At 59.7% G+C, this 15,943-nt stretch carries 17 protein-coding genes and 1 pseudogene; 5 read left to right on the top strand and 13 right to left on the bottom strand.

The window, feature by feature from the left end:
• Positions 1-157: 157 nt before the first annotated feature.
• Together OMP38_RS27900 and OMP38_RS27895 are read right to left on the bottom strand one after the other, a co-directional pair.
• Positions 158-535 (bottom strand): YciI family protein, encoded by a 378-nt coding sequence (locus OMP38_RS27900; protein ID WP_277567995.1) that lies wholly within the window; start codon positions 533-535, stop codon positions 158-160.
• 5 nt (positions 536-540) lie between these two features.
• Positions 541-1,308 (bottom strand): class I SAM-dependent methyltransferase, encoded by a 768-nt coding sequence (locus OMP38_RS27895; protein ID WP_277567994.1) that lies wholly within the window; start codon positions 1,306-1,308, stop codon positions 541-543.
• Between the two features lie 194 nt (positions 1,309-1,502).
• On the opposite strand from OMP38_RS27895, the gene OMP38_RS36700 reads away from it, so the two are divergent.
• Positions 1,503-2,918, top strand: coding sequence for a phosphotransferase enzyme family protein (locus OMP38_RS36700; protein ID WP_277567993.1), 1,416 nt, complete (start codon positions 1,503-1,505; stop codon positions 2,916-2,918).
• A 25-nt stretch (positions 2,919-2,943) separates the two neighbouring features.
• Here OMP38_RS36700 and OMP38_RS27885 read toward each other — a convergent pair whose 3' ends face one another.
• On the bottom strand, positions 2,944-3,411 hold the full coding sequence (locus OMP38_RS27885; protein WP_277567992.1) for a MerR family transcriptional regulator: 468 nt from the start codon (positions 3,409-3,411) through the stop codon (positions 2,944-2,946).
• A 186-nt stretch (positions 3,412-3,597) separates the two neighbouring features.
• On the opposite strand from OMP38_RS27885, the gene OMP38_RS27880 reads away from it, so the two are divergent.
• Positions 3,598-4,452: an SDR family NAD(P)-dependent oxidoreductase gene (locus OMP38_RS27880; RefSeq protein ID WP_277567991.1), complete on the top strand. Its 855-nt coding sequence runs from the start codon at positions 3,598-3,600 to the stop codon at positions 4,450-4,452.
• Positions 4,453-4,565: 113 nt separating this feature from the next.
• On the opposite strand, the gene OMP38_RS27875 is transcribed toward OMP38_RS27880, so the two are convergent.
• From OMP38_RS27875 to OMP38_RS27825, 10 genes and pseudogenes are all read right to left on the bottom strand, one after another.
• The gene (locus tag OMP38_RS27875) at positions 4,566-4,922 is read right to left on the bottom strand and encodes a hypothetical protein (protein ID WP_277567990.1); all 357 of its coding nucleotides are present in this window, start codon (positions 4,920-4,922) and stop codon (positions 4,566-4,568) included.
• A 13-nt stretch (positions 4,923-4,935) separates the two neighbouring features.
• A complete protein-coding gene (locus tag OMP38_RS36300) occupies positions 4,936-5,106 on the bottom strand; it encodes an ankyrin repeat domain-containing protein (RefSeq protein ID WP_420869775.1) in 171 nt (56 codons plus the stop codon).
• Complete coding sequence (locus OMP38_RS27870; RefSeq protein ID WP_277567989.1) at positions 5,084-5,488, bottom strand: ankyrin repeat domain-containing protein; 405 nt, start codon at positions 5,486-5,488, stop codon at positions 5,084-5,086. Before OMP38_RS27870 ends, OMP38_RS36300 begins: the two co-directional genes overlap by 23 nt.
• 266 nt (positions 5,489-5,754) lie before the next feature.
• The gene (locus OMP38_RS27865) at positions 5,755-8,961 is read right to left on the bottom strand and encodes an ATP-binding protein (RefSeq protein WP_277567988.1); all 3,207 of its coding nucleotides are present in this window, start codon (positions 8,959-8,961) and stop codon (positions 5,755-5,757) included.
• Positions 8,962-9,012: 51 nt separating this feature from the next.
• The gene (locus OMP38_RS27860; RefSeq protein ID WP_277567987.1) at positions 9,013-9,357 is read right to left on the bottom strand and encodes a GerAB/ArcD/ProY family transporter; all 345 of its coding nucleotides are present in this window, start codon (positions 9,355-9,357) and stop codon (positions 9,013-9,015) included.
• 88 nt (positions 9,358-9,445) lie between these two features.
• A pseudogene (locus OMP38_RS36295) lies at positions 9,446-10,081 on the bottom strand (GerAB/ArcD/ProY family transporter); the annotation flags it as partial.
• Between the two features lie 35 nt (positions 10,082-10,116).
• The gene (locus OMP38_RS27845; RefSeq protein WP_277567984.1) at positions 10,117-10,326 is read right to left on the bottom strand and encodes a hypothetical protein; all 210 of its coding nucleotides are present in this window, start codon (positions 10,324-10,326) and stop codon (positions 10,117-10,119) included.
• 36 nt (positions 10,327-10,362) lie between these two features.
• Positions 10,363-10,584, bottom strand: coding sequence for a Ger(x)C family spore germination C-terminal domain-containing protein (locus OMP38_RS27840; RefSeq protein ID WP_277567983.1), 222 nt, complete (start codon positions 10,582-10,584; stop codon positions 10,363-10,365).
• Positions 10,541-11,557: a Ger(x)C family spore germination protein gene (locus OMP38_RS27835; RefSeq protein ID WP_277567982.1), complete on the bottom strand. Its 1,017-nt coding sequence runs from the start codon at positions 11,555-11,557 to the stop codon at positions 10,541-10,543. The genes OMP38_RS27840 and OMP38_RS27835 overlap by 44 nt, the downstream gene beginning before the upstream one ends.
• Complete coding sequence (locus OMP38_RS27825) at positions 11,554-13,050, bottom strand: spore germination protein (RefSeq protein ID WP_477100087.1); 1,497 nt, start codon at positions 13,048-13,050, stop codon at positions 11,554-11,556. Before OMP38_RS27825 ends, OMP38_RS27835 begins: the two co-directional genes overlap by 4 nt.
• 176 nt (positions 13,051-13,226) lie before the next feature.
• On the opposite strand from OMP38_RS27825, the gene OMP38_RS27820 reads away from it, so the two are divergent.
• From OMP38_RS27820 to OMP38_RS27805, 3 genes are all read left to right on the top strand, one after another.
• Entirely contained in the window at positions 13,227-13,952 is a 726-nt protein-coding gene (locus tag OMP38_RS27820) for a 3-ketoacyl-ACP reductase (RefSeq protein ID WP_277567981.1), read from the top strand.
• Positions 13,953-13,971: 19 nt separating this feature from the next.
• Positions 13,972-14,808, top strand: a complete 837-nt coding sequence (locus tag OMP38_RS36695) for an AraC family ligand binding domain-containing protein (RefSeq protein ID WP_477100086.1) — start codon at positions 13,972-13,974, stop codon at positions 14,806-14,808.
• Between the two features lie 100 nt (positions 14,809-14,908).
• Positions 14,909-15,898, top strand: a complete 990-nt coding sequence (locus OMP38_RS27805) for an aldo/keto reductase (protein WP_277567980.1) — start codon at positions 14,909-14,911, stop codon at positions 15,896-15,898.
• The last annotated feature ends 45 nt before the right edge of the window (positions 15,899-15,943 follow it).

Here is a 15,943-nt window from a genome sequence, read left to right as displayed (position 1 = left end):
AGACGGCTCCGCGAGGGACAAGGAAGATGTCGAATCATAGACCTGCCCGGCATGGTTGAAGCTAAACGGACAACGGCAACAACAGCTTGCCGTCCTGCTTTTCGTATCATTTTATCATCGAAATATGAGTTCCATATAAAGCGCACTTGGCCCCGCTCTATCCTTCTTTCCCTCTAAAAGAATGAACCGGATAAATGTCGATCTCCCATCCAAGCCGTTCGCCCGCCTCCACCTGAACGGTCGGATGCAAGGAAGCCAGCCGGATCGCTTCCTCCATATCCCGCGCTTCGATGAGAAAGACGCTGCCTGGCGTCCCCCGCGCATCGATCGCCGGAACGTCCGCCGCCTCCACTTCGCCATTCCGCCGTCGAAGGCGCATCGGCCCCTGGTCTAGGCCGGCATCGAGCACGACCCGACCGCTGCCGTGAAACGTCTCCAGATGCGGCTTGCATTCACGCATGATGGCATGAACCTCATCCTTGGGGAGCGCATCCATCTTGGCCGCGTCCAGATACCCTATGCACATAAACTTCATATCCGTCACCCTCCTAGATCTGCAGCATTCCGCGCGCTTATCATAAATCGCTTCGCATTCGTGCGGATTCCTTTATCGGTCCGATTCTCTTCCATAAACGCTCGTAAAACCTCGAAGTCGCCCTGCTCTTGCCCGAAGCCCGGAATGATCGGCGTATGCTTGAGAAGAAAAATCAGGTCCTCGGGCGTCTGGTAGTACTCTACCGTGACGTATTCTTTCGTCCGGATGTCCCTGAAACCCGCTGCCTCCAGCTCCAGCCTGTATTTCCGCAGCAAGGTCCCGTCCGGTTCCCCATCACTCTGGCCTCGGCCGAAGGCTTGCTTCAGATTAAGCTTGTCTCCTTCCGCAACCTGCTGAGTGATGAACAAGCCTTCGCGTGACAGCACTTTGGCCACCTCGCGCGCGCTGAATCCGGCATGTCTGCATGTCGCGATATCGAAGAATTGCTCGGGAAAACCGAGCTGTTCGGCCTCCATATGAACAAAGCGCACGTTCGTGGCGCCGGCATTCGCCAGATTCGCCCTCGCCGTCTGAATCATCCCCTGCGAACGGTCGATTCCCACCAGCAGCAGCGCCGCGTCGCGTATGGCTAAAATAGCCTCGCCGCCCCCGGTTCCGATGTCCAGCAGCAGATCGGATTTCCGGCACATCCGTTTGGCTTCCTCGTAGATGTCGGCCTGCTCGCCCGCTACCCGCACCTTCAGCCTGCTGAAGTCCCAGCCGTTCGCTTGGCCGACGCGGTCGTAGAAGGCTTTGTAGTCTGTATCATTCATTAAGCATACCCGCCATTCGGATGAGGCTCCCTCTTGTACCTTTCTTAAATTTAACCGAAAATGGATAGGAAGGTAAATTCCTCGCAAAGGAGTGATGGTGTTTGATTACGAACCGCCATACAAATAAGCCAATGAGAGGTCGTTGTCTTTAAACGAACGGACCTCTCATTAGGCAATGGGAGGCCATCCGGCAAATGATGAATTTACAGCGAATGGTACGCGGCATGATGAATGACACCGTCGCGAAGCAATTCATTCAGCGTTGGGAACACGATTCGCAGACATTGAAGTTTTGGAGAGCGAGCAGCAATTTTGTCTTTACGTTCGAGAGGGATGGCGTTCGGCAGTTCCTCCGTTTTATTCATGAAGAGGACAACGCGATCAGCCATATTCAATCGGAACTCGACTTTATGCTGTATCTGATCGAGAACGGCTATCCGACCGTGGCCCCGATCCGGTCCGCCGACGGAAACTGGATCGAGACCGTTCAGGTTGACGAAGATGGCCGCTACTATGGCGTAGTGTTCGAGCAAGCTAGAGGAAGCTGCGTGCCGCTGGATCAGATGACCGATCGGCAGGCAGAGGCTTGGGGCGCGGCGCTCGGCAGTTTGCACCGATTATCCGAGCTTTACGCGCCCGGCCCGACATCGCGAGGAAGCTGGCTGGATGCGCTGACGTTCGTTTCATCCGTATTGGATCGTCATCCACGGGAAGCAGATGCACGGCACGAACTCGAACGATTAAGAGAGCAGCTCTCCGCGCTTCCTACCGGCGCCGGGCATATAGGCTTGATACATTACGATTTCGAAATGGACAACGTCTTCTTCGAAGCGGAGACGTCACGATATTTTGCCATCGATTTTGACGATTCGATGTACCATTGGTACGCGATGGATGTCGCATCCGCGATATCCGATCTCCTCGAGCAAGAAGATGCCGACGCGAATGAGAAAATCGCGCATTTTCTAACCGGCTATCGTAAGATGAAGCCTTTAGATGAATATGAAGTGCGGCAGTTTGCGTTGTTTCAAAGGTTCGAGGACCTGTATAGATTCGCGCGGATGCTCAGCAGCGTCGAGGGTTTCGAGAGCGGCGGCTCACCGGCGTGGGCGCTAGCGCTGAAGGAGAAGCTGCTGGGTGTATGCGACCGGATCCGCGAAGGTTATCGCCCCCAGGTGAGCCTCAGGCCTGTCGACCAGAACAATTGGTACGCCTGCACCCAGCTGGAAGTGACGGACGAACAAAAGAAAGTTTTCCCCGTGCCGGCCGTATACTGGCTCGCTGAGTCGGCTTATTGCGGGTTTAACCCCCCTTGCATTGTACGTGGGAGATCAATTGGCCGGATTAGCGATCTGCGCAGTCGATCCGGACGACGAAAGCTGCTGGATCGTGGCATATATGATCGATCGTCACATGCAACAACGAGGAGTAGGTCGTTCAGGCATGGAGGCGCTTATTCGTTATTGTTAGATAACTACGCTAGCGATAAAATCAAACTCGGTCACCGGCCCGAAAACGAGACCGCATCCCGCTTGTACGCTTCTCTAGGCTTTGAAGTCGTAAACAGCACCGATCGAGAAGTCGTGCGCGAATGGACGATCGCCAACTAACGAGACGTCCTTCAACAAGCTTGCGTTACGGCTTGCCCGTCCTGCCCGCTACGGAAAAATGGCTCATCTCCATTGGAGAGATGGGCCTTGTTTTCTGCCCACTCCGCTCCTCGTCGGGGCATTCCCCGCGGTACCGCCCTTCGTCCAGCTTCATGTCGATAAAGTCGACGACCTGCTGCAGCGACGCGATCTGGCTGACGATATTTTCCCGATGATGCCGCAGCTGCGCCACCAGCTCGGGGTAATCCGCAGGATCGGCATCGGCGGACACCGCCAGGAACGGCCGCATCTCCTCCAGCGGCATCCCCGTCTTTTTCAGGCAGGAGAGCAGCCGGATCGTACGGATATCCTCTTCTCTGTAAACGCGATGCCCGTTGTCCTTCCGCTCCGCCCGGGGCAGCAGCGCGATCTTCTCGTAATAACGAATCGTATCCTCGGTGACGCCAGTCTGATCCGCGGTCTGCTTGATCGTATAAGCGGGCGCGATCTTCATCTTGGTCCCTCCCGGAGATTGCTTGTGTTTGCATTGTACATCTTGGAGCCGGCTCCAAGTCAAGCGAGTCGAACGAAGGATCGGAACTTGTTTGCCGCGCTCTTGACTTGGAGCCGACTCCAACTTTTAGAATGTGCGCTACGGGGGTGAACGCCGGCCCCGGCATTCGAAGGAGGCGTACGAGGCATGAACACGAACGAACGGGAAAATATCGCTCTGGTAACGGGCGCTAATGCAGGGATCGGACTGGCGTTAACGAAAAAATTGCTGGCGTCGCAGTGGCAGGTAGCGGCTGTCATCCGCTCCGGCTTGCCCGACGATGATCCCGACATCCGGGAGGCCGTCCGGAACGGCTGGCTCCGGACTTATCAAACGTCGGACCTCGCCGATTTTGCCGGCCTGCGGCGGGTTCTGGAGGAGATCAAAGTTAAGGAACGGCGACTCGATGTGTTGTTCAACAACGCCGGCGGGTCTTTTCCCGAGCTTAGCTACTCGGCGCAGGGGCGCGAGAAGCATTACGAATTGATGACTGTCGCCCCCTATATCATCTTGATGGAGCTCATGGAGAGCCTGAAGAACGGCCGCCTCAAAACGGTGATCAACACCTCGTCTTCGGCGCTCAAGTACACAAAAGCATTGAGTATCGAAATGCTTGAACGTCCAAAAACCTTCCGCAAGCTGCTCGGTCCGTACGCCGCCTCCAAGCTGGCGCTCTCGCTGTGGACGCAAGCGGCCGCCCCGCAGCTGCTGAAGGACGGCATTCGGATTCGCAGCGTCGATCCCGGCGGCAACAATACGCTCCGAAAAGGCAAAAGATCCGGATTGCCTGTCGTCGTGAAAGCATTGATGAAGCTGTTCTTCTCCCCGCCCACGCAAGGCGCCGACCGATTGTACGAGGGCGCCCTTGGGGAGCACCGTACGAAGACCGGCATCTATCTGCAAAAGGGCCGCATAACGGAATTAAAGCATCAAGATCAGGCACGGAGCGTGCTGGATCGAATGCATGCGATTTACGAACGGGAGTTTCCCGCTCGGAGATAATTGTACGGACGGGGCGGCGCCGGTCGCTGCTCCATCCTTTTTCCGCAGCTTAACCTGCCGATTCCGCCTCATATTCCCCGTCAAGCAGGCGATCCAGGAACACGCCCGGCGTCTTAAAAAAACTTTTTCCAGGTTATGCCGCGGAAAATCGTCAGGCTCTCATGCTCGGTATCGTAGCTGCCCAGACTTTTCTGAGACGGAATCCACACCAGCATTCCCGAGGCGCCGTACGCATCTGCATCCGCCAGCAGATTGATCAGTTTGATACTATCCGCTTGAAATTCGGTAATCTCGAACAGAGAGCAGAACGCTACGTAGGCAAAGTATTTGGAGTCGGGGAGTTCGATGCGTATTCTCGTTTCAGCCAGATCTTTAATGATGGCGGTCGGCAGCTTGGCCTTCTTCAGTTCTGCGATCCGATTGTCAAGATCGTGAAGTTCCTTGGGTTCGTACCCGGCAATCAGCTCCATAATCTCGTGACGCTTATTGAATCTTGCTACGTGATAGGGTCTGTCGCCGTAGTGGTTTTTTTAATCGGACGTCCGCCCCGCGCTCGAGCAAATATCGAACGACCTCGATATGGTCGGCGCATGCTGCAGCATGCAGCGGCGTATTGGAGTCATCCGGATGTCTAGCGAAGGATTGATAGTTGATATCGACCCCCCTCCTCCACCAGCAGCTTTACGAAGGAGAGATGTCCGTTAAAGGCCGCCACCCCCAGAGCCTTGCCGCCATGGCTGGACAGATCCATGCCGTTTCGGATGAGAAATGCGCCCATCTTCACGTCCCCTGCATAAGCTGCTTGCCACAGCGCCGTGGTTCCGACATGGGTCACCGCATTGATCTGTGCCCCGCGATCCAATACATATTGAACCTCGTGAATTCGGCCCTGTCCCGCAGCAGACACAATCGAAGGATAGGCCTTGTCGTTCAGGTCCGCACCGTATGCGATAAGCAGCTTGACGATCTCAAAATCCCACTCGCGGTACCCGCCCCAAGCCCAATCCAGGTAGCTTCCCCCCGGGGCTTGGCGCATTCAAGTCAATGCCCGACTCGACGATGGACTTTACCTTATCGCGATCGACGCTTTTAATGGCTTGCATCAAGTCTTCGTCAAGATGTACCAACGCTTGAACCTCCTCATGATATCCCGATTCTAGACGGCCCCTTTGTGCAGTGCGCGGCGAAATAACGATGCGCCATCGTCTTATTTTCGCGGGATTGGAGCGATGCACGCCCGAATAGCGATCCCCCCCCCCCCGTCAAGGCGCCGGCTGGCTCCACGGTTCAAAACGTCGTCTGCTACGTTGGGAGCCGGCGTTTTGCCGCCGGTATGGGAACGACGAAGGAGACGATCGTCCCGCCGCCGGGACGGCCGCGAACGAGCAGCCCCTTGCCGTAAAGCTGCTTCAGCCGGCGATCGGTATTGGCGAGGCCGATGCCCGCAGGACGTCCCTCGGACCCGACGGGAAGTCCGCCGCGCAGCTGCGCCTGCGGCAGCCGATCGGGCGCCATGCCCACCCCGTCGTCTTCGATCGATATTTGGATCCCGTCTCCGATTTCCTGGATTCGAATCCGCACGGTACCGCCCTCGGGGCGCCTCAGCACCCCGTGCCGAACGGCGTTCTCCACCAAAGGCTGGATGGACAGCGGCGGGACGGGCAATTGGAGATGGTCTTCCGCCTCCCAGATGACGGCAATCCGGTCGCCGAAGCGTTCCTTTTCGATATATAGATAGGCCCGCACCAGGTCCAACTCTTTGCCGAGCGGCACGACCCGGTCCGAGTTGGCGGTGTCGAAGCTGGCCCGCAGATAGTCGCCGAACGCCGACAGCAGGTCGCGCATGCGGGCGTTATCGACATCGGCCAGCGCGGCGATCGAATTAAGCGTATTGAACAGGAAATGGGGCTGAATCTGCGCCTGCAGCCATGCCGCCTCCAGCCGTTTCTGTTCGCGCGCCGCCCAGGCGACGTCCGTCAGCGCCTTTACCCGCATCCGCAGCTCCTGCGCGTCGACGGGCTTGACGATGTAATCGTTGGCCTGCGCCGCGAAGCCCGCTTCGATGTCCTCCGCCCGGTAGCGAGCCGTGAGCAGCAGGATCGGCAGCTCGGAGGGGGAGAAAAACGTCCGGGCGGTGCGGGCGACTTCGTACCCGGAGATGTCCGGCATCATGACGTCCGCGATCAGCAGATCCCAAGGTCCTGAATTCAATAGAGACAGCGCTTCGGCGCCGCTGGTCGTCGCGCGGATCTCGTACAGATCGGCGGAGAGCACGTGCTCGAGCACGCGCAGATTGACCGGATCGTCGTCGACGGCAAGGATGCGGGAACGATCGCCGCGCGCGGGCGCTTCCGGCGGAGCGTCCGCCGCCGTCCCGGCGACCGCGGGCTCCGGCGTTTCCGGAACCTGCCGGGCTGCGGCAACTTCGCGATGCGCCGAGTCCGTGCCGGCCGCGGCCGAGGAGACGGGATCAAGTCGGACAAGGCTCGAAGATGCCAGATCGGAGTAGGCCGAATCCGAAGAGACCGACTCCGCCGCGGGCAGCGTAAACCGGAAGACAGAGCCGACGCCTGGCGTCGAGGCGACCGTCAAGCGCCCGCCATGCAGCTCCGCCAGACGCTTGCTGATCGCCAGCCCCAATCCGAACCCCGCCGCGTTCGTATCCGGTTGAAGCTCGCCTTGCTCGTAAGGCTGAAAGGCGCGCTTCGCCGTGTCCGCATCCATCCCGATTCCGGTATCCCCGACGCAAACGACGACCCGATCCCCTTCGACGAACGCGTCGATCCAGACGCGACCCTCGTTCGTGAATTTGACCGCATTGTGCAGCAGGTTGAACAGGATCTGCACCAGCCGATTCTCGTCCGCCAGCACGGCCGGCAGCGAATCCGGCACCCGGTTCTCAAGCCGAACCGGCTTGCCGGCCGCCATGAACCGGACCATGTCCAGCACGCCCGCGGCTTCGGTCTGCAGCCGGAGCGGTGCGGGGTTCACCGACAGGCGATTCTCCCGCAGCCGGTTCAGGTCGATGAGGTCGCGCAGCAGAAAGGACATCCGCTTGCCCATCGCGACGAGCAGCGCCAGCCGGTCCCGATTGGCCGCTTCGCCGGCGCGCTCGCCGCTGTCAAGTACGGCCTGGGCCATGTTCAGCATGCCGTGAAGCGGATTGCGAAGCTCGTGCGAAGTATGGACGAGGAACTCGTCCTTGCGCTTGTCGGTCGCCTGGAGACGCTCCGCCAACCGGACGGTCTCCGCGGCATTGCGGAAATACCGCTTGAACCAATAGAGCGCGAACATAATAAAGAACGCGAGCATATCGAACGGATAATAGCCGATATCCAGCGAGGACGCGTAGCCGAAAATTCCCCAGAGCAGATTCCAAGCGACGGCGACCACGCCTAGCAGCAAATAGATGGCGTCGGGAGCGCCTCTGCGAACCGCAAGATAGATGACGATCGGGGCGGTAACGAACGATGCCAGCAGTAGAGCCGTATGGAGTCCGTCGGCAAGGGCAAAGGTGAACACTTTGACCGGAGAAGCCAGCACGAATAGGCCGAAGAGGACGCACGCGGCGAGGTGCCAGCGCGCATGGCGAAGGATCGCGAACTCGGGCAGCAGACTTTTCAGATATTGCAGCAGCAGCGCCGCCGCGCCCAGATAGCATAAGTAGAAAGCTTTATAGAACGTCTCGAAGCCGACTCCGAACCAGGCGGACAGCAGGCGGTCCTTGTTGCAAAGGATCGATAACGCGCCGCAGATCCCGAGCAGGGAGAAGAGCAGGAGCGGCCGCTGCCGGGCGCCGATGAAGTAGAGGGCGATCGCGTACAGGACATGCATCGCCATCAGCAGGACAAGCGCCGCTTCAGAGCCGGCGGTGACCCAGCTGGCGCGGCTCATCGCCCGAGCCGTCCCGAGCTGGATGGACGCCGTCAAGCCGCCCGCGACGCGATCGTCGTAATTCGCGACTTGGAGCACGAGATCCAGCACGTCGCGATCGGCGGTCAACGCGACGGAATACGGCACGCTGCCCGCGGTATATTCGGAAGCGCGGTCCGCCGGATGGCCGGCACCGCCCCGCAAGCGTCCGTTCGCGTACAGCGCCGACGACGAGGAGATCCCCGGGACGCGGAGAGTCAGCTCCTGCCCCTGCAGGCCGCCGGGCGGGAGCAAGATGCGCAGCCGATAGGTTCCGTATCCGACCGAGCCGTCGCCCGACGGCCCGAGCGCCCCCTTCCAATTGCCGGGGACCTTCAGCGTTCGGGCGGCGCCGGCTTGCTGTTCGAGCGTGCCGTCCGAATCGGGCGTCTTCAGCTGCGAAGGGTAGAACGTCCATTGCCCGGAAAGCGAAAATAAAGGTTTGGACGCCGGATCCCAATCGCTTAAGTCTAGCAGGCCGTTCTGGACCTCCGCTCTCGCGTAATTCGTCTGTATGCCGACCCAAGTCAGGCGAATCCCCGTCAGTACGATCAGGAACAGCCCGACGACGGCTAGAATTCTTCTCTTTTTCATCATAGGGATACGGGTTCGACAAAAGCGGCTCAATTCCTTCGCCGCCACGCGACGTTAAGCCGCCCGCTTTCGGATCAACGATACCGCGTACAAGACGAGCAGCGGCATCGTGCCGCAGCTGACGACCCATAGGGGGTGGATGCTCGACACGATAAAATTCCATTTCGCTTCGCCTCGGAGGCCGACGGCGAGCGAGATGAGCGCCGTTAAATAAGCTAGCGGGAACAAGAGCTGGCGATTGTCCCGGGGCAGCTTGAGCAGGCTGTTCAGCGTCAGATTCGCCGAGAAGAGCACGATGGTCGCCTTCATGAAGGAAGCGACGATCATGGAGTAGCCCATCAGCGCCTCCATGCGTTCTAAAATTTCGGTGATATTGACCGTCCGGGCCACCTCGAACATCGAGTATTTCCGCTCCCCCCGAGAGCGGGCCGAAGACGAGCACCGTTGCCGTCGTGACCGCGAGCAGCGAAGCCGCGTTCAGCGCGACGGCCAGCGCCAATTTCCTCCCGGTAGTGTCCTTGTCCCGGGTCCTGGCGCGGATGAGCGGCAATATCATGCAGAACATGACCAATTCCCCGTACGGGAAGCCGTAAATAAAATAAATGCCGTGCCAGATCGGCTTCCATCCATCTTCGAGTTGCGGGAGCATATAGGCCGTGTGAAAGCCCGGAGAGGCCAACGAGATATTGAAGACGACGAACAGCATGACGGACGTCATCAGCAAGCCGAACATCCCCGCAAACCGGCCGATGCCGACCCGGGCCGTCAGCGCCACGGCGAGCGAGGTCAGGACGGTAAAGTAGCCGTAAGGCGTATTGCGCATCATCGAGCTTTTGAGAAACATCGAGATATCCATAATAATGCCGGCGACCGTGTGTACATGAAGGATCAGGAGCAAAATGCCGAACACGACGGCGACCGGCCGCGTCACCAGCTTGGCCCCGTACTCGATGTAATCCATATCGGGAAATCTGCGGGCGAGACCGACGAGCGGGATCAGGAGGAGCAACCCGAGCCCGGCGGCCGCGAGCAGGCAGATCCAGGATTCGTTGTCGCTGATGGCGATGAGGGGCGCCGGAATGTTAATGATGGAGGAGCCCGTCAAAAAAACGAACAGCAGCATGGCCGCCTGCTTGGGCGTAATCGCGTTTTTCAAGGCTAGGCCCCTCCTTTCGGACTCAGATAGTCGACGATCCGCTCCGCGAGTCCGCCGTAAATCCACGTGAAAACGTCGTAATAGGATGGCGCGGAGATCGCCCCCAGAACGATCAGGAAATGATAGCCGCTGGCCAGCAGCAGCAGCGCGTAAGCGGCCTTGGTCCGCCATCGAGCGCTGCGCAGCTGTCCGGCGGTCCAGTCATGGACCAAAAAAGGCGATCAGCGCGAAAACCAGCAAGGCGCGCATTAAGAATCACCCGATCGCTCGTCGACCGGCTTGCCGACATTCGTGCCCGAAGTGAAGATGGTGACGTCCGCGTGGACCTCGTAGGTCGAACGCGCGAACTGCCGCGGCCAGTCCGTCTTCCACTGCCGCCACAGCCCTGTATGCCGCTCGAACAGCCGGTTCCCCGCCCCGACGACGTCAAGCTGCTTTTGCAGCAGCCAGTCCATGCTGTCGCTCATCATCTGCTCTATCGCCTTCTGAATCCGCAGCTCCAGCGCCCGCTCCCCCCTTAGGCTTGAGCGTCTGTCCGCAGACGAGCTCGGAGAGCGCGGTGATGGCCTTTACCCGAAAAACCAGATGCACATGGTCTCCCGCCGGGCGCACCCGCATCGCGGTCTTGGTCGACAGCACCTCTACCGAATCCTCCTGCTGGACTCGCTCGGCGGCCGGAGCCGCAGAGCACGGCACTTCGACGATCCCGTTTTTGTAGCCGTTGTCCAGCAGTTGAACGCCTTCGAGCAGCTTGGCCGGGACGACCTCTTTCAACCGGCCGTCGACGAGGATCGCCGCGCCGGCTACCGTGGGAGCCGATTCGCCCAGCGAATCCCGCTCATACAAGTAAGGCAGCTTCGCGACCGCCGACGGACTGCGGGACTCAAGCGCGAGCTGCAGCAGATTGGCGGATACCGACTTGCCCGTCATCGAATCCGAGGATTTCTCGCTTAAAAAATATTGCTGGCTGACCGAATTTTCGATGTACGGCGCCGTGTCCATATAATGCGAGGCTTCTCCCTTGGTCACGAGCAGGTGGGTGGTCAGTCTGGGCTCGTGATCCCGGTACAGAAAGTCGAGCAGGCGCAAGAGCGAATACTTGCGCGCGAGCGCATCGCTTACCAAGATGATCCGCATATGGCTCCACTGGGCTTTTCGCCCGAGATGGATCGTAATATCCCTGACGGCTTCGATCACCGACTCGTCGTCGGTCTTGATATTGATGTAGGCTTTTTCCGGCTTGCCGCGCCCGACGATGTTCTGCGAGGGCTTGAAAATCTGCACGGTCAGCCCGATCCCTCCTTCCGGGGCCTCGTCCAGCGCAAGCCCCATCACGAAGCCCCGCTGCGGGATCTCCGCCCGGTCCCCGCAGCCGGCCAGCAGCGGACCGAGCAGCGTCGTCAGGAGGACGAGCCTTCCAATGGTCGCGTATCGGCGTATCATGCGGCACCTCCGCAGCGGTGGATTAGGTAGAACGGGGCGGCCTCGGCCGCCGGATCAGCGCGGGGAGCTTGGTGCGAATCAACGTATCGCGGAACTGATCCGCCTTCCAAGGCGCGATTGGCGTCAGATATGGCACCCCGAGCGAGGTAAGGGTGACCAGATGGAGCCAGATGAACAGGTAGCCGAGCAAAATGCCGAAGCCACCGAGCATCGACGCGAGCGCCATCAGCGGAAATTGGATCAGCCGCAGGGCGATGGACAAGTTGTACTGCGGCAGCGCAAAGGACGCGATGCCCGTCAGCGCGACGACGACGATCATGATCGGCGACGCGATCCCTGCGTTGATCGCCGCTTCCCCCGATGACCAGCGCGCCGACGATGCTCACCGCCGAACCTACGTTCCGCGGCAGGCGGATGCCCGCCTCCTTCAGCAGCTCGAAGAAAAAAACCATGATGACGGCTTCGACGAATGCGCCGAAGGGAATGCCCTCGCGCGAGTCGACGATCGCGAGCAGCAGGACGGTCGGGATCAGCTCGGTATGGAACGTCGAGGTCGCGATATACAGACTGGGCAGCGAGACGGCGATTAAGAGGGCGATGAAGCGAAGCCAGCGGATAAAATTCGATACGAGTATCCTTTGATAATAGTCTTCGCTCGACTGCAGCAGATCGAAGAACAGGCCCGGACAGATCATGATCGAGCCGGAGCCCTCGACCAGCAGGACGATCTTGCCGCCCAGCATCGAAGCCGCGGCCACGTCGGTCCGCTCCGTATAGCGGAACTGGGGAAACGGAGACAAAGGGCTGTCCTCGATCAACTCTTCGATGAAGGAGGTGTCGATGATGTCGCCCTTTCCCTTGCAGCGCTGCAGCCGCCGCTCGAATTCGGCCAGCAGGGCGGGATCGACGACGCCGTCCAGATACCCGTAGCCGATCATCGTATTGGAATGCCCGCCGGCTCTGAAAAACTGAAACTTCAATGCCGGCGTCTGCAGCCGCATGCGGATCATGCCGACGTTTTTCTGAAGATTTTCGACCGTGCCCTCGCGCGGCCCCTGAACGACCGGTTCGGTCTCCGGCTCCGCGACCGGACGCGTCTCGAGCCGCTTCGACTCGAAGCAGAGCGCCTGGTCCCAGCCGTCGATGAGCAAGATCGAATAGCCTTGCAGCATGAACCGGTCCGCGGCCGCCCACTCGCTCTCCAGGCTCGCGCTCTCCGCGGACACGCCGCGCGCGCCGAAAAACGCGCGGATGAGCGCCGGCGTGACGTCGAGCCCGGGGCCGATCACATGATTGGACAGATCCTGCAGGGCGCTTTTCATATAGTTCGTGCCGCTGTCGGCTAATGTCTTGAAGTGAACGGAGGCCGCCCTGTGCTTCAGGTCCGGCCCGTAACGCCAGTCCTTCATTTCCAGGTCGTCGCACTGCTTGTAGACGCGCCGCAGCCGATCCAGATTGGCGGACAGCGATTTGGACAAACGTTCGGCAGCCATACGTACCCCCTCCGTGCAGTGAGTCGGATGTTGTAAGGTTTTCCAACGCGGTGCCAATTTTATGCAGCCCGCGACCTTCCGGCAAGCGGGTTCGTGCATTCATTTGGGATGATCGAAGTAATTCGATATAATTGCGGTATCAGGTTTTCCAATCGCAAAATGAAGGAGTGTCTAACGTGGCGCAAACCATTAAAGGAAAAGCAGCAATCGTGACCGGTGCCGGGAAAGGGATCGGCAAAGCCGTCGCGCTCGAACTGGCCAGAGAGGGCGTTCATGTCGGACTCATCGCCCGAACGGAGAGTGACCTGCTCGAAGCGGCGCGCGACATTCAAGCGCTAGGCGTTAAGGTCGCTTACGCGGCAGCGGACGTGTCTTCCCTGGCGCAGGTCGAACAGGCCGTCGAAAAGATTGTCCGGGAGATCGGTGCCGCCGATATTCTGATTAACAACGCCGGGATCGGCACGTTCGAGAAATTGGTCGAGATGGATCCCGAGCATTGGAAAAAAATCATCGACGTGAACCTGCTGGGCACCTACTACGTGACGCGCACCGTCCTCCCGCAGCTCATCGCCAAAAACGGCGGAGACATCATCAACATCTCTTCGACGAACGGCCTGAACGGCGCGCCCGGCTCCAGCGCTTACAGCGCTTCGAAGTTCGGCGTCATCGGCCTGACGGAGTCGCTGGCGCAGGAAGTCCGCCGCAACAATATCCGGGTCACCGCCCTGACGCCGAGCACGATCGCGACCGATCTGGCCAAGAGCTCGTCGTTGATCCCGGAAGGCAAGGACGAGCAGTATATGCATCCGGAGGACATCGCCGAATTCATCGTCGCCCAGCTGAAGCTGCCTCAGCGCATGTACATCAAGACGGCGAGCATGCTGAATACCAATCCGTATTGAAAAAGGGAAGCGTCCGCCGATGAAAGCACTTCACGACAACCCCGACCGTCCGTTCCGGGACAATCCGGATTTTTACGTCTCCCACTTCGGCAAAGAGGATTGCTTCCCCGGCCATGCCTTCGGCCCCGGCGTGCGCGATCATTACAAGATCCACTTCGTGCATCGGGGAACGGGCATCGTGCAGGCCGGCGGCCGTACGTACAGGCTGTCCGCGGGACAAGCCTTCCTCGCCTATCCGGACAAGGTCATCTTTTACCAGGCGGATACGACGGAACCATGGACCTACTCGTGGATCGGATTTCGCGGCGATCGGGTGGCGGACGTGCTGGCACGAACGCGGCTGACGCCGGAAGCGCCCGTATTTCCGATGGATATGCGATTGATGCCGAATTTGTACGAGCTGCTGCGGGAAGCGGAAGGCCGGTCGGTCAACCGCGATCTGCGGCTGACTTCGCTGCTGATCGAGGTGCTCACGGCATTGGTCGAGCAGATGCCGGCATCCGCCGGCGGAAGTGCCGGCGACGGTCTGCCTGCACGCAAGCAGGACGCTTACGTTCACCGGAGCCTGGACTTTCTTCACTGCCACTTCAGCGAACCGATCACGGTCGAGCAGCTGGCGTCGACGCTCGGGCTGGACCGCAAGTATTTGTCGGTCATCTTTAAAGAGGCCACCGGGCTGCCCCCCGCAGCAATATTTGCTTCACTATCGGATGGATCGGGCCGGAGAGCTGCTCAGAAAAGGGCAGTACACGGTCGGGGAAGTAGCGCGTTCGGTCGGATACCGGGATGCGCTCCTATTTTCGAAAATGTTCAAAAAGCTGAAGGGCGTACCGCCCAAACAATATTGCTAGCCTAGAAGAACAGACATTATGCCATATTTTCCTTCCATGCGGATATAGGCTCATCCCTGTCGTCGAACTATAATGAGCCTAATCTCATGAGAAGGAGTGCTTAAATTGACCTACTCGGCAAGACAAGACCGATACGACGCGATGACATACAATCGCAGCGGCAGGAGCGGATTGAAGCTCCCGGCCATCTCGCTCGGCCTGTGGCATAACTTCGGCGGCATTAACACGTACGAAAATGGCAGGGCGCTCGTCAGACGCGCGTTCGACCTCGGCATCACGCACTTCGACCTGGCGAACAATTACGGCCCGCCTCCCGGATCGGCTGAGGAGTCGTTCGGCCGCATGCTGAAGGACGACCTGCGTCCTTACCGGGACGAGCTGATCATCTCCACGAAGGCCGGCTATTATATGTGGCCCGGCCCTTACGGCGAATGGGGCTCCAAGAAAAGCCTCGTCGCCAGCCTGGATCAAAGCTTGAAGCGGATGGGCCTCGACTACGTCGACATTTACTACCATCACCGGCCCGATCCGGACACCCCGCTGGAAGAGACGATGGCGGCGCTCGATCTCATCGTTCGCCAGGGCAAGGCGCTGTACGTGGGCTTCTCCAATTATCGCCCGGAGCAGACGCGCGAAGCGTCGCGGATCTTAAAGCGGCTCGGGACGCCTTGCCTTATTCATCAGCCGAACTATTCCATGATGTCTCGGTGGATCGAGGACGGTCTGCAGGACGTGCTCGACGAGGAGGGCATCGGCTCGATCGTCTTTTCGCCGCTGAACCAGGGCATCCTCACCGACCGTTACCTGAACGGCATCGCTCCCGACTCGCGCGCGGCGGGACCGAGCGTGTTCCTGCGCTCCGAGGGCATCGACGAGGCGCTCATCGCGAAGGTCCGGCAGCTCAACGAGCTGGCGGAGAGCCGCGGGCAGAAGCTGTCGCAGATGGCGCTGGCCTGGGTGCTGCGCGGCGGCCGCGTCACGTCCGCGCTCATCGGCGCGAGCAAAGTCGGCCAGATCGAGGACGCCGTCGGCGCGCTCGCCCAGCCGTCGTTCACGCAGGAGGAGCTGGACCGGATCGATCGGATATTGGCATAGAACAGCAGCAGAGGGCGCCGGATGAGCCGGCGCCCTCTGCTGCTG

Origin of the sequence: Cohnella ginsengisoli (assembly GCF_029525555.1) — a bacterium.
Taxonomy (GTDB): Bacteria; Bacillota; Bacilli; order Paenibacillales; family Paenibacillaceae; genus Cohnella; species Cohnella ginsengisoli.
Note: the sequence above shows the minus strand (reverse complement) of the source record. Positions and strands in the feature narration are given on the sequence as shown.